Genomic DNA, 24640 nt, shown 5'->3' with positions numbered 1-24640 from the left:
AATGGGTAAAATTACATTTGTACCGGTAGGAGGACTGGCCAACCGTATGCGTGCGGTGGCTTCGGCTGTGACACTGGCGGCGAAGACGGATAGTGAATTAAGTGTCGTCTGGTTTCAGGACTGGGCGCTGAATGCACCGTTTGGGCGGTTGTTCAAACCTGTGGACAGGAAGATTGCCTGTTTGCGGGATGCTTCGCGGCTGGATTATGCATTATTGGACAGGCCGCGTTCCAAGAATTTTCATTTCCCGCTTTTGTTTCAGAAACTGACTTTCAAGTCTTGCCTGTACGAGCGTTCCATTACTCCTTTATGTAACCGGCACTTTGATTTTGAACGGTGGGCTAAGGAAGGCGGCTGTGTCTATATGGCATCATACACCGCTTTCCAGCCCTACGATTATGCATGGATCAGCCGGTTGTTTGTTCCGGTAGAGGAGATTATGGAGGAGGTGGAAAGCCGTTGCCGGAATTTTCCGGATAAGATGATTGGCGTACATATCCGCCGTACGGATAATCTGGCTTCCATCCGGCAAAGCCCTATCGGGTTGTTTTATCAGAAATTGGATGAGGAGATAAAAGAGGATGATAAGGTGGGTATCTACCTGGCAACAGATTCGGAGGAAGTGAAGCAGGTTATGAAAGAACGGTATGGCGACCGGATATTCTCCTCCGGGAAACAGGCGGACCGTAGCTCTTTGGAAGGAATCAGGGAGGGGGTTGCAGATATGTACACATTGGCCCGTACACAAAAGGTATACGGTTCTTTCCAGAGTTCATTTTCGGATATGGCGGCTCAGATAGGAGGGGCTCCGCTGGAGATCCTGAAGTTATAGGTTCCGGAAATAAGTACCAGCGTGTGGCAGCCATTATTTCTTGATGAGATAGTGTAAACTCTCTTTGAAAGTAACCGAACCGCTCAGCCACAGGATGGCTGTGTAAAGCAACCCGGCTATGATAATCTTACCGGCGAATAACAAGTATAAATTGGTGAAGCCAATGGTGATATAGTAGGTAGCGACCATTACCCCGGTAGCGATCAGGGCAAATGGCAGAATATCTTTCAAAGCCAAAAACAAATTGAGCTGTATTTCCCGCCACACAAAGTAATGCCACACCAGCAACCAGCCTATATTAATGGCTACATACACGGTAATCATGGTGTGGATGCCGTATGGATAAAGCAAAAGCATGGAAGCCACTTGGATGATGCCCAGACCAATGGTGTTCCACATATATATATTGGATTTACCTTTGCTGATCACCAGATTGGAATACAGGTTGGTTATCGGAATGAATGCCCCTCCCACACAAAGCAATTGCAGAATGGAGGCACTGGACGCCCATTTGTCTGTGATACTGATCGTAATCAGTTCGGGAGCTATGAGCGATAGTCCCAACATGGCAGGAAAAGAAACAAATGCGGTGAAACGCAGCATCTTGCGGAATACCCGTTGCTGCCGTTCCCTGTCGTCGGACAAGCTGGAAAGAACAGGCTGTGCCACACTGTTCACCATGCCGGATACCAGGGAATATCCCATATAATTCCATTTATTGGCTTGCGTGAAGTAACCTACTTCTTGTTCGGAATAGAATTTGCCCAGAATAACCGTCAGGATATTGTTGTTGATATGATTGAAGATATTGGTGGCCAATAGTTTGCTGCTGAATGATAGCATTCCCTTCAAAGGCTTAAGATCAAAAGAAAGAGTGGGGCGCCAGGGAGAGAAGCACCAGTAGCAAATGTTGATAGTTCCCACATAGACAATACTTTGTGTAGCGATCCCCCAATAAGCAAATCCCATAAATGCCATTGTTACCCCCACACTGCCCGAAGCAATAAGTCCTGTCGTTACAGCTATGGCCTTTTGTTTCACCATCAGATTGCGGAAAAGATAAGCGCTATGAGCGATGCCCAGGCTGGCCACGAAGAAGCCGAGAAAGGAATACCGGGCTAAAGCGGTCAGTTCGGGAGTATGATAGAACCGGGCAATGAGCGGTGCGCAGAAGAACAGGATAAGATAAAGGCAGGCACTCAGCCCCGTACTGAACCAGAAGACCGCATTATAATCCTTATGGGAGATTTCCTTTTTATTGGCCAGGGCGGCTGTGAAGCCGCTTTCCTGCAATGACCCTGCAATCAGGGAGAAGATGGAGAGCATCCCCACCATACCATAGTCTTCGGCATTGAGGATACGGGCAAGGAATATACCGAAAAAAAGGTTCAGCAACTGCTGTACGCCGTTACTCAATCCGCCCCAAAAGAGCCCTCTTGCTGTCTTTTCCTTTAAAGATTGTTCTGCCATCTGTCTTTTCTATTTATTTTCGAATGCTTTTGTCCACTCTTCCATCTTTTGCTGCAATAATTTAGCTTCAGGCAGATAGAGTTTGTATTCGGCTGCACGGAGATTGCTGTCATTGGGTAATGTCATCTTGACCACTGCGTCATTTTTAAGTGGACAGAGAAGGATACCGATAGTGGGGTTCTCTTCCGGCAGCTTTACGATGCGGTCATAATAGTTGACGTACATTTGCAATTGTCCTAAATCTTGGTGTGTCAGCTTCTCCGTCTTGATTTCAATAATGACAAAAGAACGGATAAGCCGGTTGTATAATACCAGGTCGATGAAAAACTCATCATCTTCCAGCAAGATCCTTTTCTGGCGGGCAATGAATGCAAATCCATCTCCCATTTCTTATGCCAACAAATTTATTATGCAAAGTGACTTAAACTAAATCACAGCTACAAAAGTAATTATAAAAAGATTTATCTCCATCACTTTGCATAATATTTTCATCAGAAAGACTTTAAAAAATCCATTAACTTTTCATTTCCTTGCCACATAGGTTTAGTATCCACCTCCTGAACAACTTTAATATAAGCTTTTTCTATAGCCTCCCGTTTCACTTTTGAGTCCGCTCTTGCATAAATTTCTGTAGTTTGCACATTCACGTGCCCCAAAATATCTCTAATATAAACTAAGTTAACCCCAGCTTGTAACAGATGCATTGCCTTACTATGCCTAAGACTATGACAGCTTATTTTCCCCTTCATTAACGTGGGATGAAGTAGCTTTGCCTTTTTGATGTATCTATCCAGTATATTCGCCACCCCTGCTCTTGTCAGCTTTTCGCCCCAACAGTTTGTAAATAGCGGATGTTGTAGACATTCTGATCTCAACAATCCATTCTCTTTCATATATATTTTCAGTATATCCAACTGTTCTTCAAGCATTGGTACAACTCTATTTTTATTCCCTTTTCCCGTGATTATTACAGTATATGGTTCATCTAATCGAACACATTGCGGAGTTAGGCTTATTACTTCTGACACTCTACACGCTGTATCATACATAAGTGACAATAACGCCAGATCCCTACGACCTTTAGGTTTGGTCGTATCTGGTTGTTGCAGAAGAATCTTCATCTCTTCTACCGTTAGATAGTTCATAATAGGCTTGACACTCTTTTTATTATTTATAGCCATTATTTCTTGATATTCGTATAGATGGTCTGAACTCTGATATTGGAGGTACTTAAAAAATGATTGTATGGCAGCAAGGCGAAGATTACGTGTTGATGTACAGCAACTTCTTTTTGTTTCCAACCAATCAAGGAAGGACAAGATATTCTCTTTTGTTATACTTTCCATTGTCAGTTTTTCAGCTTTTACACCTTTACTTTCCATGTATACCAGATATAAGGTAAATGTGTCCCTGTATGAATGGATCGTATTAGTACTTGCTCCTCTTTCATGGGGCAAATACCGGAGAAGGAAGTCTGTTAGATATTTTGAAAAATTTGTAGGTTTCATAAATGTCACATTTTAGGGAAAATATCAAAACCAATGATATCTATTTTTCTAATTAATTCGGGATACATCTCTGACGTAAGCCGAACATAGTTATTCGTCGCCCGCAAAGATTGATGTCCAAGGTAAGTTGATAGGATCGGCAAAGAACAATATAAATCCATACCTTCTTCAGCCATTTTAGCAAGAGAGTGAACGGCAAATGTATGTCTCAAGTCATGCAGACGTATGCGGTCTTTGGGAATGTTTGCTTGAATGAGTATTTTGCAAAATCGACGATATATGCTATCCCTGTCACAAGCCCTTCCTTTAAGTGTGATAAAAAAGGGAGTAGTATCTGATATCTTTACGGGTAATCTGTTTCTATGTACAACATAATCTTTAAGAACCTCTGCTAAAGAAGTGGAAAATGGGACAATCCTGTCTTTGCCGTTTTTTGTATCTCGTAAAATGAAGTATTCTTCCTCAAGATTAATATCTTCATTGAGCAGAGACAAGGCTTCACCTATGCGTATTCCTGTTCCGTATAACATGCGAAGCAGTGAAGGCATTATAAAAAAAGAGGATCTCATATCATTATTTCCACTTTGCATATTATCACATGTCGTAAAAATTCGTTCTATCTCTTTTGATGAAAAGATATGAGGGATAAAGGTATTTCTCAATGACGGGGTTCTTGGTATATATGAGCGGATTCCTTTTTTGTTAAGAAACGAAGAGAAAGCACCTAAAATATAGCACCTACGATAATGGTAACTATTGGATTCATTGTCACGTTCCTTGCACCATGCATCTGACAACTCCTTGGTAATACCTATTGCAGTCTCATTTCTTTCAATAGTAAATCTATCAAATAAAGTCAGGACAAACTCTCCCCCAATATACTTAAATCCCATACTGCGCTTCAAGCTCACAAACTCTCTTATCAATGAGGCGTAAATGCCTTTAAAATTTCTATTCATAAAAATAGCCTCCTTTCTGGGTATAAAAGTTTTCACATACAGGTGATACATCAAGGGAGCATTTTTTCAGTGATTGGATATCTATTCTTAGATAATAACTTGTTGATTCCGTGTTCTCATGCCCTAAAACTTCGCTTATAACAGGGAGCTTTACCTGCTCTTCTAAAAGAAGTGTCGCTAAGGAATGTCGAAGGGCATGTGCGCCATGATGCTTGTTCTTTATATTTACGTTGGCTTTAAGAAAATATTTCTTGGCTATCTGGGATATGACCGGTTGGTTTATGTGAGTATAGGGAGAACGTGCCAAGAGAAATATATATGATGACTGGGACTTTGGACGTCCATACCGTAGATATTCAATAATAGCATTGCCTATTTCCGGTAGAAGTGGCAGTTCTAATTCCTTATTTGTTTTATGCTGGATTAAACGTATGGCATTATCCTCCCACAATATATTTTCAAACTTTAAATTTGCTATATCAGAAGCCCTCAAACCAAGCATTGTGGCTAATAGAATAATTGAGTAATTACGTTTTCCTGTAGTCGTACTTCTATCCACAGAAGACACTATCTTTTTTATTTCTTCAGAAGTGTAAGCTGACGGTAGCTTAGGCTGTTTCTTATAATTATCTTTTGGAATAAATGCCGCTAAATCCATATCTATAATTTTGTGTTCATATAGATATCGGAAAAAGTTACGTAGAATATGGATGGATATACTTGCTACAGATTTATATTTAGTACCAATGGTATTAAGATATTTAATGATGTGGGTAATCTCAACTTGTTCTATGGAGGCTACTTTTGCAGATGTTAGAAAATCAAGGAAACGATGGAATATTTGTTTGTGATTGTAGATAGTGTGTCCGGACAAGCGTTCTTGACTTCGAGATAATATATATTGCATCATCAAACTGCCAATCTCTCCTTTCAATTCTACCGGAACTTTTCTTGGAATAACTTGGCCTGTAATGAGGTAATTTTTCAGGAGTAAGATAGCGGATAAAAATTTCTTGTCACCAGATTTTAATGAAGTTAAATCTTTAGAACCATAAAGAGAAGATAAAAAATCATCGCAGACTTTAGGGGTGAGGGAATGCAAATCATTGTTCTCCATGAACTGCCTTAATTGATTCCATTTCCATGCATAGCCTTCCAATGTACTATCTGTACGAGAAAAATCCTCTTTTAAGATTTTCAGCATAGAGGATGTGACTGCTTCAAAAGTTGTTGAGTGATCATTCATACGTCATTAATTTAAGTTGTGGCAATATCACCGCACTTAAATTAATGAAATTCTTATGTAAAGAAATAAATGATTATATTTTTATAATTACTTTTGTAGCTGCGATTTAGTTTAAGTCACTTTGCATAATAAATTTGTTGGCATAAGAACTATTATGTAAAGGTTTGCATAAGAGTTCCAACAGGAATTCTTGCAGATTGGTGATGATAGAGGACTCTAAATCTTTCTCATAATAGGACGATTGGGATTTAAGGCCGAGAAATTCCAGTACCATCGGGTCTTTAATCACCTCTTTCGGAGATTGGGGAATGCGCTCTTTACGGGCTACTGCCAGCACAGATTCTTTATCATTGCTTAGAAGCAGGCGTTCGTAGAGGCTGGAATTGACTTGACGTTCCAGTTCACGGGCTGTCCAGCAATTGTTTACCGCTTCATGCTCATAATAACTTCTCTTGTCTTCGTTATCTATTTGGATAAGAAGCCTATATTGGGTCCAGTTTAATTGTGAACGCACTGCGTTCATAATTGGATATGTTTTGTAGAATTGTCTACAAAAGGCTAATTGACGATATGAAAATCCACTCCCGAACTCCGGTTGAATTTCTTTAGCCAAATTTTTGATGAGGTAGCTTCCATAATCTGCCCTTTCCTTACCTTGTTGTTCCTCTTCAAATATGCGTTTACCCATTTGCCAGTACATCTGTACGCGACAAAAATCAACACTTCTTACGGCATTGGCACGTGAGGAGAGTATAATCTCTTTTATCTCTTGGATAAAAGAAGAAAGATTTTTTTTTTGTTCTGCCATTCCTTTATTCTCCATACCGCCTTTAGTCTTTGTTGACGGGATTTTCTTTTGTCTGTTATAAAACAGTCAGGCTGAAAGCGGACGTTTCAGTTGCTTTCAGCCTTTTCTGTATTGAGGTGTATATTATTTCACTTCACTGCCCGGTTTCACCTCTCTGAGCAAAGAAGTAACCGCCAGTGAACCGTCAAAGTTCTCGGCACTCAGAATCATACCTTCGCTCACCAGTCCGTTCTTGAATTGGCGTGGAGCCAGGTTGGCGATGAATAACACTTGTTTGCCTACCAGTTCTTCGGGCTTGTAATGTTGTGCAATGCCGCTGACGATAGTACGGTTCTCCAGTCCGTCGGCAATCTTGAATTTCAGCAGTTTCTTCATTTTGGGAACTACCTCACATTCCAATACGGTACCTACACGGATATCCAACTTTTCAAATTCTTCAAAGGCAATAACCGGTTTTATCGGGTTGGCTTTATAGTTGGCAGCCTCGTTGGCTTTCTTTGTTGCCAGCAACTTGTCCACTTGTGCCTGAATGGTCTCGTCCTCAATCTTCTCGAACAACAGTTCGGCCTTATTCAGCTGATGTCCTTCTGCCAGCAGGTCGGTACGTCCCAGCTGGTCCCATTCAAATGTTTCCATATTCAGCATTTGGCGGAGTTTCTCGCTGCTGAAGGGCAGGAAAGGTTCGAAAGCAATTGCCAGATTGGCAACCAGTTGCAGGGCGATGTTCAGGATTGTGCCCACGCGGTCCATATCCGTCTTGGCCAGTTTCCAAGGTTCGGTGTCAGCCAGATACTTGTTGCCGATACGTGCCAGATTCATCGCCTCTTTCTGTGCGTCGCGGAATTTGAACACATCCAGCAGTTTTTCCACTTCCGCCTTTACATCTGCAAATTCTTTTAATGTTTCTTTGTCGTAATCGGTCAATTCACCGCAAGCGGGCACTTTCCCGTCGAAATATTTCTGAGTCAGCATCAGCGCACGGTTTACAAAGTTACCGTAAACGGCTACCAGCTCATTGTTATTGCGTGCTTGAAAGTCTTTCCAGGTGAAGTCATTGTCTTTTGTCTCGGGGGCATTGGCGGTCAACACATAACGCAACACATCCTGTTTACCGGGGAAGTCCTGCAAATATTCATGCAGCCATACCGCCCAGTTGCGTGAAGTGGAAATCTTGTCACCTTCCAGATTCAGGAATTCGTTGCTGGGCACGTTGTCCGGCAGGATATAGCTTCCTTCCGCTTTCAGCATGGCAGGGAACACGATGCAGTGGAATACGATGTTGTCTTTTCCGATGAAGTGAACCAGACGGGTTTCGGGGTCTTTCCACCAAGTTTCCCAACTGTCGGGAAGCAATTCCTTTGTATTCGAGATATAGCCGATGGGGGCGTCGAACCATACGTAAAGTACTTTTCCCTCGGCACCCTCTACCGGAACAGGAATCCCCCAATCCAGGTCGCGGCTTACCGCACGAGGCTGCAAGCCCATATCCAGCCAGCTTTTACACTGTCCGTACACATTCGGACGCCATTCCTTATGGTTCTCAAGGATCCATTCGCGCAGCCATCCTTCGTGTTTGTCCAATGGCAGATACCAGTGCTTGGTTTCGCGCATCACGGGCTGGCTGCCGCTGATGGCGCTCTTCGGGTTGATCAGGTCAGTGGGCGAGAGAGACGTTCCGCATTTTTCGCACTGGTCACCGTAGGCTCCTTCTGCATGGCAGTGCGGGCATTCTCCGGTGATGTAGCGGTCGGCCAGGAACTGACGGGCTTCCTCGTCATAATACTGCATGGAGGTTTTTTCAATGAATTCACCTTTGTCATACAGGGTTTTGAAGAATTCGGAAGCCAGTTCGTGGTGAGTCTTTGATGTAGTACGGGAATACACATCGAATGAAATTCCAAATTCCTTGAATGAATCTTTAATCAGGGTATGATAGCGGTCTACCACATCTTGCGGAGTGATTCCTTCTTTTTTGGCGCGGATGGTGATAGGCACTCCGTGTTCGTCAGAGCCTCCGATGAAGAGAACGTCTTCTTTCTTCAGACGGAGATAACGCACGTAAATATCAGCAGGGACATATACGCCTGCCAAGTGGCCGATGTGCACCGGACCGTTTGCATAAGGCAAAGCGGATGTGACGGTGGTTCTTTTGAATTTATTTTCCATGTATATAGTGTTTTCTTATGATTTTCTGAATGTAATGTGCAAAGGTAGTGATTTTTAGAAAGTATGCAGCTATTTGTTGCATAAATATTGTGTGGCGGAGTTGTGGAAACTGGTTGGGGCGTTCTTTTTCTGATGGGTTTAATTCATCAGTGTTTTCATGGCAGGGGGGGGAAGTGGCAAGTGCTTGGCATATACCCATTGGCGGAATCCCGGTTCGTGGGGAAGTGTCATCGCGCCAATGGGTCTTTGAGGGGTTAATGTTCTGTTGTCAATGAAAATTTGTAGTCGTACTCCTTGGACGAAGGCTTCTCAACCTTATATTCTTTTATTTTCATGCCTTTGGGCGACAATGAGCTGCCTAGTGCTTTTGAAACGGTGGCATTGCCATTGCAGGCATCTTTGGTTAGTTCATACGTTTGGTCAGAGCACAGGACAAGGGTGTTGCTGGGGGTGTACGCCGGAGTGGCAAGCAGTTTCTGTAGTGTTTGATAGGTTACCAGCCTTGCACTGTCGGGCATAGAGAAAATGTATTTATACCCGGAGTTCCATACTTTGTCCAGTTCTGTAGAGCTGATATTGGCATCATAGTCTGATACGCAAACGACACTCTTGCTGACAACTGTTTTCTGTGCGAATGAACATCCGCAGAAACATACGCTGCATAATGCTAAGAGGCAGCATACTCTCATGTTTTTACTTGTTTTCACTTTGTTCTTGTTTTTCATGTTATAATTTCTTGTAAACCGATCTACTGTATCCGCTTCACTCCCAAAGATTCCACTCCGTAATCCGAGGCCTTCGGTGAATAGAGTACATGAGAAATGCGGCCTTCTATGCTTTGATAAGGAATGAATCCTATATAACGGCTATCGAGTGAGTTTCCTCGTTCGTCTCCCATGACGAAATAGCAATTCTTCCTTTCATCAGCTTCATTTTTGGGGATAGGAAGCGGACCGTAATTCAGCGTTGTCCATTTTCCCTTTTTGTCCGTTGGAAATCCTATCTCTGCATTTACCCAAGTCATTTTTTACGGGCAATATCCTTTATAACCTTTCCGTTGATATAAATTTTATCGCGACGTATTGTCAGCGTATCTCCCGGAAGTCCGATGATGCGTTTGGTTAGCAGTTGGTTCCTGTCCAGCGGATTGCGGAATACAATGATGTCCATTCGTGCCGGTTTGTTAAAACCGGGGGTACGGTGGTATCCCCAATTTCTGATCTTGTCTTTTTCCCATACAGCCGGAATCAGGCAGAGAAGGTTGAGCACAGGCAATTCTGAAATCCTTGTAGGCATCACTGCGCCATAGCTATATTTTTCATACCATATTAGGTCACCGGGTAATATAGTGGGAACCATGCTTGAAGTAGGAACGGTTGCCCACTCGCCAAGCAGAAGTTTTATGATGCCAGAGAACGATAAAACGGTTGCCCAAATAAATATGTATTTTTTCTTTCTCAGAACTTCCTCCTTTCTTTTACTGTTCTATTTCAGCAGGTTGGTTATTCCTTCTAAATATTTTCTTGTATATTTTATGTAGTCGGGTACCGCCATGAAGAAATGCGAGGTTTTTCCGCCCGGATAAAGGATGAAATAATAGGGACTTTCATATTTGTCCGGCTCCCATTTTAAAGTATCCAAAGGATTCATCCGGTAGGCTAATAATGAATCCTTTTTATTGGCAGCTAAAAAAGCTCTCATTCCCTTATAGGTTGCATACGAGCCTATTAGCAATACTTTATGTTGTATACTGTCTGTGCATTCTTTCACGGCAGTCATTTCTGCGAGAATGCACGGTTCGCAATTCGTTTCAAAAAAGCGAAATACGAGTGTTGGCTCTTTTACTAATTTGTGCAAAGACGTGTTTTTATCTTGAGTGTACAGGGATACATCATTCAGTTCTAACCCTTCCACTTCCAAACCTCTTTTAAAATTTTTCATCATATAGCTGGCGGAATCAGGCAATTGTTCTACTCGATATCTATTCTCATTTTCTTTTATGCTTCCTTGTATGAAAGGAAACATGATTAGAAAAGTGAGGGATATGGCCGAGACCGCCACTACCACCAGATAAATTCCTTGGCTATGTTTCTTATTCATATCGTTTTAATGGTTTAAGTTTGAAAAGCACCAATACACTGTTGTCATCATCTTTCATCTTTTCTATCATTTCCATATTCTCTTTTTTCCCTTTTACTAGATTTTTCTTACAGGCATCATACAATGCCCGTAAAGTAGGCACGTCAACTATGCCGACTATATAATCATCGCAGTAGGCCTTTGTGTAATCGTAAATAAAATCTACATCTTGAATGACCTTACGAAAAGATACATTCAGTTTGGAACCCTTATCATAGTAGGTATAAAATTCATTTGAATTATTTTGTGAGTGGGTCTTGAACCAAAAAAAACTTGATGTTTCTATACATTCCGGTAATACGTAAGTTGTAGACTCCATATAATCAAATATATCTCCCGCATTGTTCAACTTATTAACATAGCCGGTATCAATCACATTTTCAAAGCGGCTATAGTCAAGACTATATTTCAGATTGAGTCCGGCAGAAGAAACGGAGTAAAAGTCATTGGAAAACATTGGATTGTATAAAATATTTTCACCAGAAGGAGGAAATACCGGAGATAAATAACGAGCATGTACGTTATCATCGTATTCATATCCTCCTCCAGCTATTTGTAAAAGAGAATCCAACTGAATGATTCTATATGAATCCCACTTCCCGAGATGATCATTTTCAATGTTTTTGTGATTTGAAACCAAAATCCTGTTTGGCGACATGACGGAGAAATTACTATCAAGAATCATAGGGACATCTCTATCGAATAAATAGGCTCCGTCTAATGTAAAATAATTCATTTTTCTTTTTCCTTGGTCATAAACCAATAGACGATTGGCAAAAGGGTCGATGGTCATTCCGTACAACAAGTCGGAAAATTCTCCAGGTCCATTACCTCTCTGACCTATTTTATTCAAGTATTTTCCGGACTGATTAAATATATAAATCATATTTGTCTCTACGTCTCGGACGTAAATTCTATCACTGTAGAACCAAACTTTCCGGATGTATCCTATTAGAGATTCATTTCGAGTTTCCAGTGGAATATATTTATAAGATTCGACCAATTCTGAGGCTTTTATTCCAGGCAAAGGTTCTTCTACTTTTATTTTTAATCCACTCTCTTGTGATAAAGGTAATACGGAAGCATTGTCAGCTGTTTTGAAAGTAAAACTGTTCAATGCTTTATTGCCTTTATACGTACACCCAATCATTGTAATGATTGGGAGTACATAAAGAAATTTATATATATATATTATCATAAATATATCATAAATATTATCGTATAGGAGTTGAATCCCATGAAGAAATACAATTCTTTAAATCACCTTCTCCTATACATTCATTCAAGTATTGATAGGTTGTTTCTGTTTCCGTTTTAACTGTAGTTGTTTCACCTTTTATAATCCCAATGTTGACTCCAACGGTTTTGGTTGTTGTGGTGGTCGTAGTTAATGTTCTTTTTTCTCCTTGATACTTTTTCTCTTTGTATGTTTTTTCATTCGTTCCTGTATCATCTGTATCCCCATCTTTACCATCTGATGTATCGTTGCTACTTAAAGCTAATACTTGTTTCGACAACGAACCAGATAATAGACCATACTTGTTTATTGACCACTGAAAGTTACTTGCAGTACCTGTTGCGAGTAAGATAACTGCTCCCATAAAAACTAAATGTTTTGTTTTCATAATTGTAAATTTTTAGATTAATAATTATAGAACTTCTTTCGTTCTTCTAATATTTGTTTTATTTCATATTTTAGTGATTTTTCACTCTCCCATTTCTGACTACAATGTCGTGTATAACACCCTATTATTCCTAATAATATAATTAGAGTAGGAATACAAATGTATTTCCATTTGGCACAATATAGCCATACTGCATAGTGAAAATAATATGATAGCATAAATAACAGGCCAATGGAAGCTATGTATAAATATCTATCTGCCGTAATAGTGAAACGAGGTAACGGAATGATATGTAGAAAAAGCGATAATTGTATTAGAAAGAATAATATTCCAAATATAATTATTTTTTGATTTCTACACATGTAGATTATATATCCTAATGCGGGGACTATCAGTAAATAAAAATAAAAACGGACTGGTAAAGAATCCCCTACATTCATCGGATATGGATAAATATACTGTAGGTTCATCGGTAGAAGTGTTTTCTGAATATACTCGCAGATTGCATACCCGCAAAATATTATTCGTTGAAACAATGGATAATTGTTATTGTCTGTTACGACATCTATAAAAGTTTCCTGATAAGAAGCAAAAGTAACTGCTAGCATACATAATGTCATCGTGAAAAATGGAATCTTCTCTATAATTATCATTTTGGAATGCATATTTCTTCGCACAAACCAATCTATTAATAGCAAACATAATGGTAATGTAACCGCTTGCTCTTTGCAGAAGAAAGCACAAAGGAAAAAAAATAAGCTTCCAATATAAAGAATAGTCCTTTCATTTTTTATGTAACATAGATAACATAATAAAGATGCCATATAAAAAAAGGAACACAGCAAAACTTTTGATGCGCTCAGCCATGATACGACTTCTGCGTTAACTGGGTGTATTGCAACTGATATAGAAACTCCTAATGCAATTAACATATTGGCATGAGCAGGTTTTCTATGATATTCATTTAACAATTTATGGATAAAACAAAATATTAATATTGTATAACCTACATGCCATAATAGGCTGAATAAATGAAAGACAGAGGCATTAAAACCAAAGTAATGGAAAATAGCTGTATAGTACAATTGATTTAATGGAGAATACTGTCCATTATAAAATGTAGAAAAAATAGATATTATACTATTCATTGATAACCCATTTGTGGTATAGAAATTCAAGACTTGCCACTGGTCATCCCAACTTTTCATAAAGGGATAATCAGTTACCGGATAATAGATAGCTATACTTACAGCTATCAATATTATTACATAAATATAAATTTCTTTTTTCTTCATACGGTTATTCTTTCATGTATTTTTCCTTTATAATATACTCCGGTCGTTGCTTGCACTGCATGAACAACTTTCCCAAGTACTCTCCAATAATTCCCAGCATTAACAAGATTGTCGCACCAAGTGCAGAAATCAGTATTGCCAGAGATGCCCATCCCGAAACAGCTTGTTCGGTGAAACAAGCAATATAGGCAGCATAAAGTATTTCTGCTACGCTCAATAAGGCAAAAAATCCGGCCAAGCCAACTGCCCACCGCAAAGGGCGGACGCTGAAAGAGGTTATCCCGCATAGTGCAAAAGAAAACATTTTTTTTAAAGAATACTTTGTCTCACCGGCATAGCGTACATTAGCCTCATAAGGTATTTGGATTTGGCGGAATCCTACCCACGCTGTCATTCCGCGTAGAAAAAGAGACTCTTCGCGGCACTCACGCAATACGCGTATTACCTTGTCGTCAAGTAAACGGAAATCAGCTCCTCCTTTCACTATATGGACTTCCGACCAGACATTCATCAAGCGGTAGAACCATTGGGAAGTCAGCTTTTTGAATGGGCTGCATTTATGGTTTTCCATGCGGACGGTATTTATAATGTCATAGCCTTCCTGCCAAAGTTCCAACATTCGGGGAATAACTGTTGGTGGATGTTGCATGTCCGCGTCCATTGTTATAACAATTTGTCCCTTTGCTGCATCAATTCCAGCTTTTAATGCTTTCTGATGGCCAAAATTGCGAGAAAGACTTATCCAGTGCACGCGATTGTCTGCTTGAGTTATGATAGACAAGACTTCTAAAGTATTATCTGTACTCCCATCATCTACAAACAGCAGTTCATAGGGGTAGGAATAAGAAGCTAATACTTGTGATAATTCTTTATAGAGTGTCTCAATACAAGCCGCTTCATTCAAACACGGAATGATAATAGATATGTCTTTCAATTGTCGGTGCATCATTTATTTTTCTTAGATTCTTTTTGCGAAGATAATGTTAAATATGCTTGGTTGTTATTTTAAAACCGTTACAAAATAGACGAAAACCGTTACAAAAACAGGGAAAACCGTTACATTTTTTATACGTATATTCTTGTTACTTCGATGAAATGGGCGTTTTTTGTAAATTGAGGTTATATTGGCATGTTTTTCGCCTTGCTGCAGAAAATAAGGGACTGTTGCTTTTCTTCGGATGACATTTTCCCTTTCATGACGGGAGATTTCCATTGATAATTATCCGTTCGTGTACCTGTAGGGATGCTGAGATTAACTTCATTTTGTATGCCACAGCAATAAAATCCGGTTGTTCCTTCCTCCTTTCAGTTATCGCTGAAACGCCTTGTTGATGGAAGCTCCGGCTATGTAGGAACTTCTGTCATTACTCTGTCATTGTCCTTTCAGCCTCCTTTTAGGCTTGAAGTCAACCATTTTTAGTGTCACTTGCCTTTTTTGATCTTTCTGTTTCCATGGTTGAATTGCCTTTGTCGACTGCAAATTTACGAATCCAGCGCCAAAGTGAAACTTCACTGATACCATATTTTTCATCGCCATACCTCGACTTAGGCGACCTGAGATGACTTCACTGGCGATAAAGCAGCGTTCTGCATCACATAACTTGTTTTTCATGTTATAATTTCTTGTAAACCGATCTACTGTATCCGCTTCACTCCCAAAGATTCCACTCCGTAATCCGAGGCTTTCGGTGAATAGAGACATGAGAAATGCGGCCTTCTATGCTTTGATAAGGAATGAATCCTAATATAACGGCTATCGAGTGAGTTTTCTCGTTCGTCTCCCATGACGAAATAGCAATTCTTCCTTTTCTGGATTCAGTTGTTGATCCAGATTTAACTGAAACGTTTTTTGAGTAATTTCATTTGCTAAATTATAAGTTCTCATAAAATGATAATTCTGAGAAGAAGCAATACTTCAAAATCTAATGATTTTAACTGATTCATTTATTCTTTACTGTATGGGTTTAAATTTAAACAAAACAATCACATCATTATCATCCGTATACAAACTATTAATCATGTTGCTAATTTCCGGTTTCATTGCAATTCCTTTTTTTTCACGTTCTTCTTTTAAATAAATCAATGCCTCAGCTGATACATAGCCAATAAAATAATCTCCATGACTGGCTAGTACAGTAGTGAATACTAAATCATTCTCCGCTTCTATTTTATAAATATCGAATGACAAGATTTTACCTGTCACTTTGTCGTAATAGCTATGGAAGTTGTCGCGTGTCTCTTCTGTAATGGTCTTAAAAAAAAGAAAGCGGTTGCTGGATAGAACAGGAGATTTTACATGTACCGAATTATAATAATATCTTCCCTTTTCATTGGCTTCCAGCTCTTTTAATTTTTCCAGATTAAATTGATTATCCCATTTTGAATAGTCCAGATGGAATCTACTTACCAATGTGTCTCCTACAAATTCATAAATATCAGAAGCGTAGGGGGGGGGTATAATAGACTTGTCCGTTATTCGAGCTGAAACAAGGGAGTGAAAAGTGTGGAATATAATTTTCTTCCCCTTTATGAACCCCTCCCCGCACATTTAATGCAGAGTCCGTATAGATAATGTTGTACTTGTTTATTTCCTTTAGCTGTGGGTTCTCGAGTGTCCGGCCCACTCCAAAAGCGATCAAATTGGGACTTATTACTTTGAAGTTCTGATAACTCCTAATTGCCATCTGTTCTGAGCGCAAAAAATCTCCATCGAGGGTGAAATAGAACATTTCCTTGATAAATGTATCATAAACCAGTAATTGTTTTCTGAATGGGTCAACGGTCATTGATTCCGGTTGGAAAAATTCTCCCGGCCCGTTTCCCCTTTTTCCGACCTTATTGATGAACTTTCCCTGTAGGTTAAAGATATAGATCATATTGGTTTCGATGTCATGGACAAAAATTCGGTTTTCATAGAGGCAGAGACCTTGATATTGTCCCATGAAAGATTTTTCAGAACTCTCTAGAGGAATGTATTTGAAGTCTTCAAATAGGTCGGAGGCCTTCAGATTATCAGTAGGTGGTGGTACGGTTATGGTTACCGCATTCTCTGTTTCCATGGCGAAACTAACCGTGTCACACAAATTTGAGGCTTTTAGCCCTTCGCTAATATCGTTTGTTTTTTTGAAGTGACATCCGGTGAGGATGACTACCAAGTAAAATAGAATAAGTTTTTCTACATGTCGCATATCATCAATAGTTTATTAAAAATTAGCTACCCCTAATCGGTTCTGTCAGTAAATAAAATGAATTCTTTAAAAAGTTTCTTTTGAGCTTCCTTGTATGAAGGGAAACATGGTTAGAAAAGTGAGGGATATGGCCGAGACCGCTACTGCCACCAGATAAATTCCTTGGCAGTGTTTCTTATTCATGTTGTTTTAATGGTTTAAGCTTGAACAGCACCAATACGCTGTTGTCATCATCATTTAATTTTTCTATCATTTCCAAGTTCTCTTTTTTCCCTTTTACAGAACCTTGTTTACATAATTCTGCTAGGGTCCTTAATGTGGAAATATTCACTTCTCCTACTATATAGTCATCGCAATTAGAAAGGATATAGTCGAAAGCAAAGTCTATGTCTGGTATAATCTTTCGGAACGACAGGTTGCGTTTTGCTTTTTTGTCATAATAGGTATAGAATCTATTATCGTTGCTTTGGGAATAAGTTCTGAATAAGAAAAAGTCTACAGTTTCTACAGGCTTAATCATCGTATGCGTCGTAGAAAACAGATAGTCTATAATCTTTTTTCTATCATCCAATTCTGCAACTTTATCGGGGTTTATGGGATTCCCAAAATTGGTGTAGTCAAGGTGATACTTCAAATCTATACTTTTGGGAGTAATGGAATAAAAATCAGTTGTAAAGATCGGATTATATAAAACCCCTTCATTGCTGTGTGGAAATACTGGAGGTGAATAGTTGGAATTTGTATTGTCATCATATAGATGGCCGTAGCCTGATACTTTAAGAAGGGAATCTAACATGATAATTCGGTAAGAATCCATTTCACCTAAATGAACATTATGCCTGCATTTAGCTTGGTAGGTTAGAATCTGATTCGGGGATATCATTTGAAAATCACCATTTATACGCAGATGCATATTTCGGGAGAATAGATAATCACCTTTCAATGAGAAATAAAGTATCTTCCCTAATCCTTGGTCGTATATCATCATGCGTTTGGCGAAGGGGTCAATTATGACATCCTGTAGTAATGTACTGAACTGACCCGGCCCGTCTCCTTGTATGCCTACTTTATTCAGATAGCGTCCGTTTCTGTCAAATATGCATATCATATTTCCTTCTATATCATGTACATATAGATTGTCCTCATAGAATATTACATTATGTAATTGGCCCATAAAGGATTCGCTATTTGTTTCCAATGGGATATATTTATAATCGTCAATCAGTTCCGAAGCTTTTATTTCGGGCAAAGGCGATCCGACTCTGATGTTTATTCCATTTTCTACAGATATAGGTAGCATAGAGACATCTTCCGATGTCTCTAGTGCAAATCCACTTTGTGATTTATTACCTTGGCTTGTACATCCCCATAAAAAGGGAAGGAGCAGGCCATACAATAAGTTTCTCATAACTAAAGTTCTAACTTATATTACATGAAAAGTTCCTATGAAGCGGCACATGTTTTCATTTCTTATTTCACTTTGGTAGCAGTGTATTGTTGTCCGTCTTGTTCCATCACCAGTTTCGTATCGGTAAGTTCTATTATCTTCGCGTTTTCCGATTTCATCATTGAATCCTTAATCAAGGAAGCGATCATCCCGGAAGCTCTCTCAAGGACTTTAACCGCTTTTTTAGCAGCTTCCGACTTGGCATCCGATTTACTGAGTTCGAATCGGAAACTTTCCGGATTCGCCACTTCCATCAATTCCCCGTTTTCTATTTTCCAATTGCCCTCGGAAGAAAACTGATATTGAACATTGATTATAACCTCTTTTATATTTTTAGAGACCATAACGATCTTTACCGTTCCCTCATTTTCGCACGTCCTGTCCGAATTATATTCAGTATAACCTTCCATAAGAAACGTAGCAGACATGCCTTCCACCATCTTTTCTAGGTCTTTTGTTTCTGAAAAATAGTATTTTCCAACCAGTTTTTCTTCCTCCTGTGTGAGGGGTGTTGTGGTACTTTTACAACCTGCCAATAGCGCGCATGCTACTAAGATTAGAGTAAATGTTGTTTTCATGGTTCTTGTTGTTTTAAATGTTTTTTTTGATAACGTTCCTTTTCGAAGTCCTTCTCTGATTCTCAAATAGATTTCACTCAGATCTTCAGTTTGAGGGATATCATTAATGTATAAAGATCTATTTTACCAATTTTCAAACTATCAGTATAAAAAAGCTGTCTTTTCGTTTTCATTGTGTTTCTCATTTTTGCGAAGATAATGTTAAATATGCTTGGTTGTTACTTTAAAACCGTTACAAAATAGACGAAAACCGTTACAAAAACAGGGAAAACCGTTACATTTTTTATACGTATATTCTTGTTACTTCGATGAAATGGGCGTTTTTTGTAAATTGAGGTTATATTGGCATGTTTTTCGCCTTGCTGCAGAAAATAAGGGACTGTTGCTTTTCTTCGGATGACATTTTCCCTTTCATGACGGGAACTCCGGCTATGTAGGGGCTTCTGTCATTACCCTGTCATTGTCCTTTCAGCCTCCTTTCAGGCTTGAAGTCAACCATTTTTAGTGTCACTTGCCTTCTTTGATTCTTCTATTTCCATGGTTAAATTGCCTTTGTCGACTGCAAATTTACGAATCCAGCGCTAAAGTGAAACTTCACTGATACCATATTTTTCATCGCCATACCTCGACTTAGACGATCTGAGATGACTTCACTGGCGATAAAGCAGCGTTCTGCATCACATAACTTGTTTGTTAATGAATAACTCATGTACGTTTTTTTGTGGCTACACGAGGCAACCGATTTCAGGGAAAAATATCCCACTGAAAAAAGTAAGATATCTTCGTGGGCAAAGTAAGATATGTTCCTAGGCAAAGTAATACCGCTTACTTGGCTCACGAAGTCCACATACTTTTCTTTACAACCAAACAGACCTCACAGCTATCTCATGCCAGTGACGATCATTTTGTTACTTGCCCTTTTGGGTGAAAGGAGACAACAGTACGGCTGAAACGGGAGTGAGGGGATGTGGTTTCAGTTTTAACCGGCTGATTGTCTGAGGGTATTGCATAAAATGAAAGGGTGATGGGAGAAAGGGGAATGTTGACTTAGCGGGGGGAGAATGCGATGAACAAGCTAGGTTTGTACACTGAACGGACTAGGTCTGTGCGCGGAACAGACTAGGCTTGTTCACTGAACAGGCTAGGTCTGTTCACGAAACATGCTGGCGTGTTTAAAAAACGTATAGTTGTTTTTAAAAAAGATGAAGATCTATTTTTAAAAGATGAAGGCGTATTTTAAAAATATGGTGGCTTTTGTATGTATCGCACCCTACTCCATCAGCCATTGCACCAACTTTCAGTACATAATGAATCCGCCAACAAATATTACTGAAGAATTGGTGCAGTCTTCTGCAGGTTCGTGCATTTTAAAAGAAAGGACTGATTGTTAACGGCTTTAATATTTAATATGAGGACAAACATGAATGCAAAAAAGAAAACACTGATGTACCGCCTTTTGTCCGGGGCATTGGTTTTGTTGGGATTCTCGGCATGTAGTGACGAGGAGGAAGAATTGATTTGTATGTACGGCACTATAGCGAAGCACTACATTCGCTCCTTGGTGACGGATGCGGACGAGAAACCGATTGAAGGTATCCGGACAGTGCTGGAATATAAAGGTATAAATGGAGAACTGGTCAGAGATACGACCTATACCAATGCAAAAGGCAGGACCGAGCAGGACTTGTCAGGAGGGATGGATGACTTGGAAACCGCCAAGGCCAAACTGACCTTTGAGGATGTGGATGGTGCGAAAAACGGTTCGTTCAAATCACACACTGTAGAAGTCTCGATTAAGGATACTTATTTTGGAAGAGAGGAAATCCGCGTCAAATTGGAGGAAAGGGAGAGTGATGAATGAGCCTTTATCCCTGCGCCATCGTCTCGGGCTTGAGATTGCGCGGAAACTGAACAATGATTTGGTGAACCGGCATCCTTTGAAACAATTGTTTTGGGAATGCACCTTAAGGTGTAATTTGCATTGCCGCCATTGTGGCAGCGATTGTAAGAAAATGGCCGGCCATCCCGATATGCCGAAAGAAGATTTTCTAAAGGTGCTGGATAGTGTGGCGAGGCAGACCGATCCTCATAAGGTATTTGTCATTATTACGGGGGGCGAACCGTTGATGCGTGAAGATTTGGAAGAGTGCGGACGGGCAATTTATGACAAAGGCTTTCCGTGGGGAATGGTAACGAATGGGTTGTATATGACACGCGAACGCTTCCGCCGTTTACGTTCGTCGGGGTTGCATACGGCTACAGTCAGCCTGGATGGGTTTGCAGCGGATCACAACTGGATGAGGGGAAATGCACAAAGCTTTGAGCGGGCTGTGGAGGCCATACGCATCATGGCGGAAGAGCCCGGCTTTGTTTTTGATGTAGTGACTTGTGTCAACAAGCATAGTTACATGCGGCTGGAAGAGATGAAAGAATTCCTGTTGAGCATAGGGGTGAGGCGCTGGCGGCTTTTCACGGTTTTCCCCGTGGGAAGGGCTGCAAAAGATCAGGAGTTACAACTTTCCAACGAGGATTTCCGTGGGGTGATGGACTTTATAAAAGGTACGCGCAAGGAAGGACGTATCCGGTTGAATTATGGTTGCGAGGGCTTTTTGGGTAACTATGAGGGAGAGGTGCGTGATTATTTCTTTGCCTGTCAGGCTGGGGTGTCGGTGGGTTCTGTATTGGTGGACGGGGCTATTTCTGCCTGTCCCAGCATTCGCGCGGATTATCATCAGGGAAATATCTATCAAGATGATTTCATGGAGGTTTGGAACACCAGGTATCAGCCTTATCGTGATCGTGAATGGATGCGTAAAGGGGAGTGCGGGGACTGCCAGTTTTTCCGATATTGCAAGGGTAGCGGTATGCATTTGCGTGATGGAAACGGGGAGTTGCTGTTCTGCCATCTGAAGAGAATACAAAAACTTTAAATAGACTGGATATGGAAAAAAGAAAATTAGTGAGCAGGATACTGGCCGGCACGTTGAGTGTCTTGGGCTTTGCGGGTTGTGACGGATCGGGCGGAAACGAGGATATGTATGGTTGCCCTATCGTTGATTTTCAGGTGAAGGGAACGGTGCTCTCGGAGGAGGACGTGCCGTTGGAGGGTATCCGGGTGGTGGTAAGAACTGCTTGGGACAATGCGGATGATAATGCCGATACGGTATATACAAATGCGAAAGGAGAGTTCAAGAGCCATGAGTTGTCCACTGTAGCCATTGATCAGCAGAAGGTTTATTTTGACGATACGGACGGTGAGAACAAGGGAGGTGCCTTTAAATCGGATTCCATAGCCTTGGAGAAGATGGATAAGAAACAGTTGAAAAAAGGGAATGGCTGGTTTGAGGGGCAATTTGAGTACACTGCTCCGGTAGTCAAACTATCGAAAGAAGAGAAAAAACCGGAAGAATAACGAACGAAACACTCACTTGTTTGTTTTCTGGTAAAACCTTAATTTATGTGAGTGATGAATGCATGGTATAAGATTTGGGATATTTTCTTTCCGGAAAAGAAAGAACTTACAGATGGCTATGTGGCAGACAAGGAAGAGGATATGCTTTCGAACTACATGGAGCTGGATGCGTTGATGCAGGTCATTTTTCCATTGAAAGAAGGAGAGGCTGACAATTAGCCCGCCCATCCTTCCCGGTCCAGGTTTCTATAACTGATCGCTTCTGCCAGGTGGGTGGAACGGATGTGCTCGCTATGATCCAGATCGGCAATGGTACGTGCCACTTTTAGGATGCGGTCATAGGCGCGTGCCGACAAGTTGAGGCGTGTCATGGCGGCACGGAGTAAATCCAACCCCTGCTCATCGGGCCGGGCATACTGATGGAGCAGTCCGGCCTCCATTTGTGCGTTGCAATAAATGCCCGGATGCGCGGCAAAGCGTTGTGCCTGTATCTTGCGCGCTTCTATTACCCGTCCGCGTATGCTGGCACTGTTTTCCGCACGGTTTTCCTCCGCCATCTTTTCGAAGGGGACGGGGACGATTTCTATCTGGATATCAATGCGGTCCAGCAGAGGTCCGGAGATGCGGTTCAAGTAGCGCTGCACTTGTCCCGGGTTGCAGACACAGGTCCGCGTTGGGTGATTGTAATATCCGCATGGGCATGGGTTCATGCTGGCCACCAACATAAAACTGGCGGGATAGTCCAGACTGTATTTGGCGCGTGAAATGGAAATGTGCCTGTCTTCCAAAGGCTGGCGCAACACCTCGAGCACGCCTCTGTTGAACTCGGGCAGTTCATCCAGAAAAAGCAATCCATTGTGGGCAAGACTGATCTCTCCGGGTTGGGGATTGGCTCCGCCGCCTACCATGGCGACAACACTAATTAACTATTAGGTGGTGGATTGGTATTTTTGAACTTTATATAAACAACCAATCATGCAAAAAAAAAGAGGAACTATACGAAATGTATGCTCCTCCTAAACAGTGTTATATAGAGAAACTTGTTTTATAGTTCTTCAATTTCTTCTTTGGTCAATCCAGTTGCTCCCATAATTAACTTTATTGAGGTTCCAGATGATTTTAAATAACGGGCAACTTCTATTGCTTTTTTTCTTTCTCCTTTATTTATTCCTTCTTCAATCCCTTCCGCCCTGCCCTCTTCCCGTTCAGTATTGATATTGTCACGAAGGATTACAATATTATCCAAGTGACGATAATAGGCAGCAAGCTCATCCTTGGTCATGCTATCCAGTTTCAACCTTTCACGAGCCTCCTCAAGACCGGGAGCTGTAGCTGTGGAAGGTATCTCCCCAGTGTTAAGATAATAGATCCATTCTTCCAGGGGACTTTTTGCTATCTGATTAAAACCGTTCACTTTCAGGATATAATATTCAGGATATAGCTGGCTTACCGTATCCACCTTGAATGTCTGCTTCTGGAATGGAGTGAGTTCCAGGAGATCATTGGTGTGGATCCCCCTGAATTCCGTCTTTCCATGATAGACGAAGTCCCTGCCATGCCCTAGGGAGAAGTAGACTATATTGACACTATATACTTTACGGACCTTGTCATAACTCTCCCCTCTGTTGATATACTCAGTGACCAGTTTGGAAGTTCCGAACAACATACGCTGGAAGTAGGCATATTCATTATTGTTCTGTACCTCTATCAATACCAGCTCACCCCTGGAGTTCTCGGCAAGCATATCCACACGGTTATACTTGTCATATTCGTCCTCCTGGTTGCTCTCGCTCTCAAGAAGCCTCTGGATAATGATCCTCTCACCCAATAACGTGGTGAGCAGGCCTTCAAGCACACTGAAGTTTGCCTTGTTTCTGAGCAGACGTTTCATCGCCCAGTCAAAACGGATTATCTGGTTTTTATTGTTGCTGTTCATAATGGTCTGATATATGGGTTACTACAAAGAT

At 40.7% G+C, this 24640-nt stretch carries 27 protein-coding genes and 1 pseudogene; 5 read left to right on the top strand and 23 right to left on the bottom strand.

Going from position 1 to position 24640, the window contains the following annotated elements:
* Nucleotide 1: 1 nt before the first annotated feature.
* Nucleotides 2-832, top strand: coding sequence for an O-fucosyltransferase family protein (locus ACYQ0C_RS19940; protein ID WP_016274508.1), 831 nt, complete (start codon nt 2-4; stop codon nt 830-832).
* A gap of 33 nt (nt 833-865) precedes the next feature.
* On the opposite strand, the gene ACYQ0C_RS19935 is transcribed toward ACYQ0C_RS19940, so the two are convergent.
* The 21 genes from ACYQ0C_RS19935 to ACYQ0C_RS19835 all read right to left on the bottom strand — a co-directional run bounded on the left by ACYQ0C_RS19935 (nt 866) and on the right by ACYQ0C_RS19835 (nt 19261).
* The gene (locus ACYQ0C_RS19935; RefSeq protein WP_016274507.1) at nt 866-2302 is read right to left on the bottom strand and encodes a lipopolysaccharide biosynthesis protein; all 1437 of its coding nucleotides are present in this window, start codon (nt 2300-2302) and stop codon (nt 866-868) included.
* A gap of 9 nt (nt 2303-2311) precedes the next feature.
* The gene (locus ACYQ0C_RS19930; protein ID WP_016274506.1) at nt 2312-2689 is read right to left on the bottom strand and encodes a PDDEXK nuclease domain-containing protein; all 378 of its coding nucleotides are present in this window, start codon (nt 2687-2689) and stop codon (nt 2312-2314) included.
* Between the two features lie 104 nt (nt 2690-2793).
* Nucleotides 2794-3810, bottom strand: coding sequence for a site-specific integrase (locus ACYQ0C_RS19925; protein WP_008024684.1), 1017 nt, complete (start codon nt 3808-3810; stop codon nt 2794-2796).
* Between the two features lie 5 nt (nt 3811-3815).
* Complete coding sequence (locus ACYQ0C_RS19920) at nt 3816-4769, bottom strand: tyrosine-type recombinase/integrase (RefSeq protein WP_229091420.1); 954 nt, start codon at nt 4767-4769, stop codon at nt 3816-3818.
* Entirely contained in the window at nt 4762-6015 is a 1254-nt protein-coding gene (locus ACYQ0C_RS19915) for a site-specific integrase (RefSeq protein ID WP_008024682.1), read from the bottom strand. Before ACYQ0C_RS19915 ends, ACYQ0C_RS19920 begins: the two co-directional genes overlap by 8 nt.
* A gap of 106 nt (nt 6016-6121) precedes the next feature.
* Nucleotides 6122-6838 carry a DUF1016 N-terminal domain-containing protein gene (locus tag ACYQ0C_RS19910; protein ID WP_081642420.1) on the bottom strand — a complete coding sequence of 239 codons (717 nt, stop codon included), beginning with the start codon at nt 6836-6838 and terminating at the stop codon, nt 6122-6124.
* Between the two features lie 108 nt (nt 6839-6946).
* The gene (metG, locus tag ACYQ0C_RS19905) at nt 6947-8989 is read right to left on the bottom strand and encodes a methionine--tRNA ligase (protein ID WP_016277261.1); all 2043 of its coding nucleotides are present in this window, start codon (nt 8987-8989) and stop codon (nt 6947-6949) included.
* Nucleotides 8990-9243: 254 nt separating this feature from the next.
* Nucleotides 9244-9714, bottom strand: a complete 471-nt coding sequence (locus ACYQ0C_RS19900; RefSeq protein ID WP_025077290.1) for a hypothetical protein — start codon at nt 9712-9714, stop codon at nt 9244-9246.
* A gap of 23 nt (nt 9715-9737) precedes the next feature.
* Nucleotides 9738-10013, bottom strand: coding sequence for a S26 family signal peptidase (locus tag ACYQ0C_RS19895; protein ID WP_025077291.1), 276 nt, complete (start codon nt 10011-10013; stop codon nt 9738-9740).
* Nucleotides 10010-10426 (bottom strand): signal peptidase I, encoded by a 417-nt coding sequence (gene lepB / locus ACYQ0C_RS19890; RefSeq protein ID WP_257463618.1) that lies wholly within the window; start codon nt 10424-10426, stop codon nt 10010-10012. The genes ACYQ0C_RS19895 and lepB overlap by 4 nt, the downstream gene beginning before the upstream one ends.
* A gap of 48 nt (nt 10427-10474) precedes the next feature.
* The gene (locus ACYQ0C_RS19885) at nt 10475-11089 is read right to left on the bottom strand and encodes a hypothetical protein (protein ID WP_016277265.1); all 615 of its coding nucleotides are present in this window, start codon (nt 11087-11089) and stop codon (nt 10475-10477) included.
* The gene (locus ACYQ0C_RS19880; RefSeq protein WP_016277266.1) at nt 11082-12326 is read right to left on the bottom strand and encodes a DUF4934 domain-containing protein; all 1245 of its coding nucleotides are present in this window, start codon (nt 12324-12326) and stop codon (nt 11082-11084) included. Before ACYQ0C_RS19880 ends, ACYQ0C_RS19885 begins: the two co-directional genes overlap by 8 nt.
* Nucleotides 12327-12342: 16 nt before the next feature.
* The gene (locus ACYQ0C_RS19875) at nt 12343-12753 is read right to left on the bottom strand and encodes a hypothetical protein (protein ID WP_016277267.1); all 411 of its coding nucleotides are present in this window, start codon (nt 12751-12753) and stop codon (nt 12343-12345) included.
* A 17-nt stretch (nt 12754-12770) separates the two neighbouring features.
* A complete protein-coding gene (locus ACYQ0C_RS19870; RefSeq protein WP_016277268.1) occupies nt 12771-14048 on the bottom strand; it encodes a hypothetical protein in 1278 nt (425 codons plus the stop codon).
* A 4-nt stretch (nt 14049-14052) separates the two neighbouring features.
* Complete coding sequence (locus tag ACYQ0C_RS19865; RefSeq protein WP_128812211.1) at nt 14053-14994, bottom strand: glycosyltransferase family 2 protein; 942 nt, start codon at nt 14992-14994, stop codon at nt 14053-14055.
* A gap of 426 nt (nt 14995-15420) precedes the next feature.
* Nucleotides 15421-15660, bottom strand: a complete 240-nt coding sequence (locus tag ACYQ0C_RS19860; protein ID WP_128812199.1) for a hypothetical protein — start codon at nt 15658-15660, stop codon at nt 15421-15423.
* A 23-nt stretch (nt 15661-15683) separates the two neighbouring features.
* Complete coding sequence (locus tag ACYQ0C_RS19855) at nt 15684-15863, bottom strand: S26 family signal peptidase (protein WP_352231736.1); 180 nt, start codon at nt 15861-15863, stop codon at nt 15684-15686.
* Between the two features lie 136 nt (nt 15864-15999).
* Nucleotides 16000-16458, bottom strand: coding sequence for a hypothetical protein (locus ACYQ0C_RS19850; RefSeq protein ID WP_016277271.1), 459 nt, complete (start codon nt 16456-16458; stop codon nt 16000-16002).
* 25 nt (nt 16459-16483) lie between these two features.
* Nucleotides 16484-17236 (bottom strand): DUF4934 domain-containing protein, encoded by a 753-nt coding sequence (locus ACYQ0C_RS19845; RefSeq protein WP_016277272.1) that lies wholly within the window; start codon nt 17234-17236, stop codon nt 16484-16486.
* Nucleotides 17237-17411: 175 nt separating this feature from the next.
* On the bottom strand, nt 17412-18644 hold the full coding sequence (locus ACYQ0C_RS19840; RefSeq protein ID WP_016277273.1) for a DUF4934 domain-containing protein: 1233 nt from the start codon (nt 18642-18644) through the stop codon (nt 17412-17414).
* A 62-nt stretch (nt 18645-18706) separates the two neighbouring features.
* A complete protein-coding gene (locus tag ACYQ0C_RS19835) occupies nt 18707-19261 on the bottom strand; it encodes a hypothetical protein (protein ID WP_016277274.1) in 555 nt (184 codons plus the stop codon).
* A 1420-nt stretch (nt 19262-20681) separates the two neighbouring features.
* Here ACYQ0C_RS19835 and ACYQ0C_RS19830 point away from each other — a divergent pair.
* Genes ACYQ0C_RS19830 through ACYQ0C_RS19815 form a run of 4 tightly spaced genes read left to right on the top strand, consistent with a single transcriptional unit; the run spans nt 20682 to nt 22892 of the window.
* Nucleotides 20682-21122: a radical SAM-associated putative lipoprotein gene (locus ACYQ0C_RS19830; RefSeq protein WP_016277276.1), complete on the top strand. Its 441-nt coding sequence runs from the start codon at nt 20682-20684 to the stop codon at nt 21120-21122.
* Nucleotides 21115-22191: a TIGR04133 family radical SAM/SPASM protein gene (locus tag ACYQ0C_RS19825; RefSeq protein WP_016277277.1), complete on the top strand. Its 1077-nt coding sequence runs from the start codon at nt 21115-21117 to the stop codon at nt 22189-22191. Before ACYQ0C_RS19830 ends, ACYQ0C_RS19825 begins: the two co-directional genes overlap by 8 nt.
* 11 nt (nt 22192-22202) lie before the next feature.
* Nucleotides 22203-22673, top strand: a complete 471-nt coding sequence (locus ACYQ0C_RS19820; RefSeq protein ID WP_016277278.1) for a radical SAM-associated putative lipoprotein — start codon at nt 22203-22205, stop codon at nt 22671-22673.
* Nucleotides 22674-22727: 54 nt separating this feature from the next.
* Nucleotides 22728-22892: a hypothetical protein gene (locus tag ACYQ0C_RS19815; RefSeq protein ID WP_016277279.1), complete on the top strand. Its 165-nt coding sequence runs from the start codon at nt 22728-22730 to the stop codon at nt 22890-22892.
* On the opposite strand, the pseudogene ACYQ0C_RS19810 reads toward ACYQ0C_RS19815, so the two are convergent.
* Nucleotides 22889-23596, bottom strand: a pseudogene (locus tag ACYQ0C_RS19810) (YifB family Mg chelatase-like AAA ATPase); the annotation flags it as partial. The gene ACYQ0C_RS19815 and the pseudogene ACYQ0C_RS19810 sit on opposite strands and share 4 nt — an antisense overlap.
* A 122-nt stretch (nt 23597-23718) precedes the next feature.
* Nucleotides 23719-24609: an Rpn family recombination-promoting nuclease/putative transposase gene (locus ACYQ0C_RS19805; RefSeq protein WP_016277281.1), complete on the bottom strand. Its 891-nt coding sequence runs from the start codon at nt 24607-24609 to the stop codon at nt 23719-23721.
* Nucleotides 24610-24640 lie beyond the last annotated feature (31 nt).

The organism is Phocaeicola sartorii JCM 17136 = DSM 21941, assembly GCF_054653615.1.
This window is presented reverse-complemented; position numbering and strand designations above follow the sequence as displayed.

Excerpts from the sequence above, each read along its gene's own strand:
- ACYQ0C_RS19940 (WP_016274508.1), top strand. The coding sequence starts at position 2 with ATGGGTAAAATTACATTTGTACCGGTAGGAGGACTGGCCAACCGTATG.
- ACYQ0C_RS19935 (WP_016274507.1), bottom strand. The coding sequence starts at position 2,302 with ATGGCAGAACAATCTTTAAAGGAAAAGACAGCAAGAGGGCTCTTTTGG.
- ACYQ0C_RS19930 (WP_016274506.1), bottom strand. The coding sequence starts at position 2,689 with ATGGGAGATGGATTTGCATTCATTGCCCGCCAGAAAAGGATCTTGCTG.
- ACYQ0C_RS19925 (WP_008024684.1), bottom strand. The coding sequence starts at position 3,810 with ATGAAACCTACAAATTTTTCAAAATATCTAACAGACTTCCTTCTCCGG.
- ACYQ0C_RS19920 (WP_229091420.1), bottom strand. The coding sequence starts at position 4,769 with ATGAATAGAAATTTTAAAGGCATTTACGCCTCATTGATAAGAGAGTTT.
- ACYQ0C_RS19915 (WP_008024682.1), bottom strand. The coding sequence starts at position 6,015 with ATGAATGATCACTCAACAACTTTTGAAGCAGTCACATCCTCTATGCTG.
- ACYQ0C_RS19910 (WP_081642420.1), bottom strand. The coding sequence starts at position 6,838 with ATGGAGAATAAAGGAATGGCAGAACAAAAAAAAAATCTTTCTTCTTTT.
- metG (WP_016277261.1), bottom strand. The coding sequence starts at position 8,989 with ATGGAAAATAAATTCAAAAGAACCACCGTCACATCCGCTTTGCCTTAT.
- ACYQ0C_RS19900 (WP_025077290.1), bottom strand. The coding sequence starts at position 9,714 with ATGAAAAACAAGAACAAAGTGAAAACAAGTAAAAACATGAGAGTATGC.
- ACYQ0C_RS19895 (WP_025077291.1), bottom strand. The coding sequence starts at position 10,013 with ATGACTTGGGTAAATGCAGAGATAGGATTTCCAACGGACAAAAAGGGA.
- ACYQ0C_RS19885 (WP_016277265.1), bottom strand. The coding sequence starts at position 11,089 with ATGAATAAGAAACATAGCCAAGGAATTTATCTGGTGGTAGTGGCGGTC.
- ACYQ0C_RS19880 (WP_016277266.1), bottom strand. The coding sequence starts at position 12,326 with ATGATAATATATATATATAAATTTCTTTATGTACTCCCAATCATTACA.
- ACYQ0C_RS19875 (WP_016277267.1), bottom strand. The coding sequence starts at position 12,753 with ATGAAAACAAAACATTTAGTTTTTATGGGAGCAGTTATCTTACTCGCA.
- ACYQ0C_RS19870 (WP_016277268.1), bottom strand. The coding sequence starts at position 14,048 with ATGAAGAAAAAAGAAATTTATATTTATGTAATAATATTGATAGCTGTA.
- ACYQ0C_RS19865 (WP_128812211.1), bottom strand. The coding sequence starts at position 14,994 with ATGCACCGACAATTGAAAGACATATCTATTATCATTCCGTGTTTGAAT.
- ACYQ0C_RS19860 (WP_128812199.1), bottom strand. The coding sequence starts at position 15,660 with ATGAAAAACAAGTTATGTGATGCAGAACGCTGCTTTATCGCCAGTGAA.
- ACYQ0C_RS19845 (WP_016277272.1), bottom strand. The coding sequence starts at position 17,236 with ATGCGACATGTAGAAAAACTTATTCTATTTTACTTGGTAGTCATCCTC.
- ACYQ0C_RS19840 (WP_016277273.1), bottom strand. The coding sequence starts at position 18,644 with ATGAGAAACTTATTGTATGGCCTGCTCCTTCCCTTTTTATGGGGATGT.
- ACYQ0C_RS19835 (WP_016277274.1), bottom strand. The coding sequence starts at position 19,261 with ATGAAAACAACATTTACTCTAATCTTAGTAGCATGCGCGCTATTGGCA.
- ACYQ0C_RS19830 (WP_016277276.1), top strand. The coding sequence starts at position 20,682 with ATGAATGCAAAAAAGAAAACACTGATGTACCGCCTTTTGTCCGGGGCA.
- ACYQ0C_RS19825 (WP_016277277.1), top strand. The coding sequence starts at position 21,115 with ATGAATGAGCCTTTATCCCTGCGCCATCGTCTCGGGCTTGAGATTGCG.
- ACYQ0C_RS19820 (WP_016277278.1), top strand. The coding sequence starts at position 22,203 with ATGGAAAAAAGAAAATTAGTGAGCAGGATACTGGCCGGCACGTTGAGT.
- ACYQ0C_RS19815 (WP_016277279.1), top strand. The coding sequence starts at position 22,728 with ATGAATGCATGGTATAAGATTTGGGATATTTTCTTTCCGGAAAAGAAA.
- ACYQ0C_RS19805 (WP_016277281.1), bottom strand. The coding sequence starts at position 24,609 with ATGAACAGCAACAATAAAAACCAGATAATCCGTTTTGACTGGGCGATG.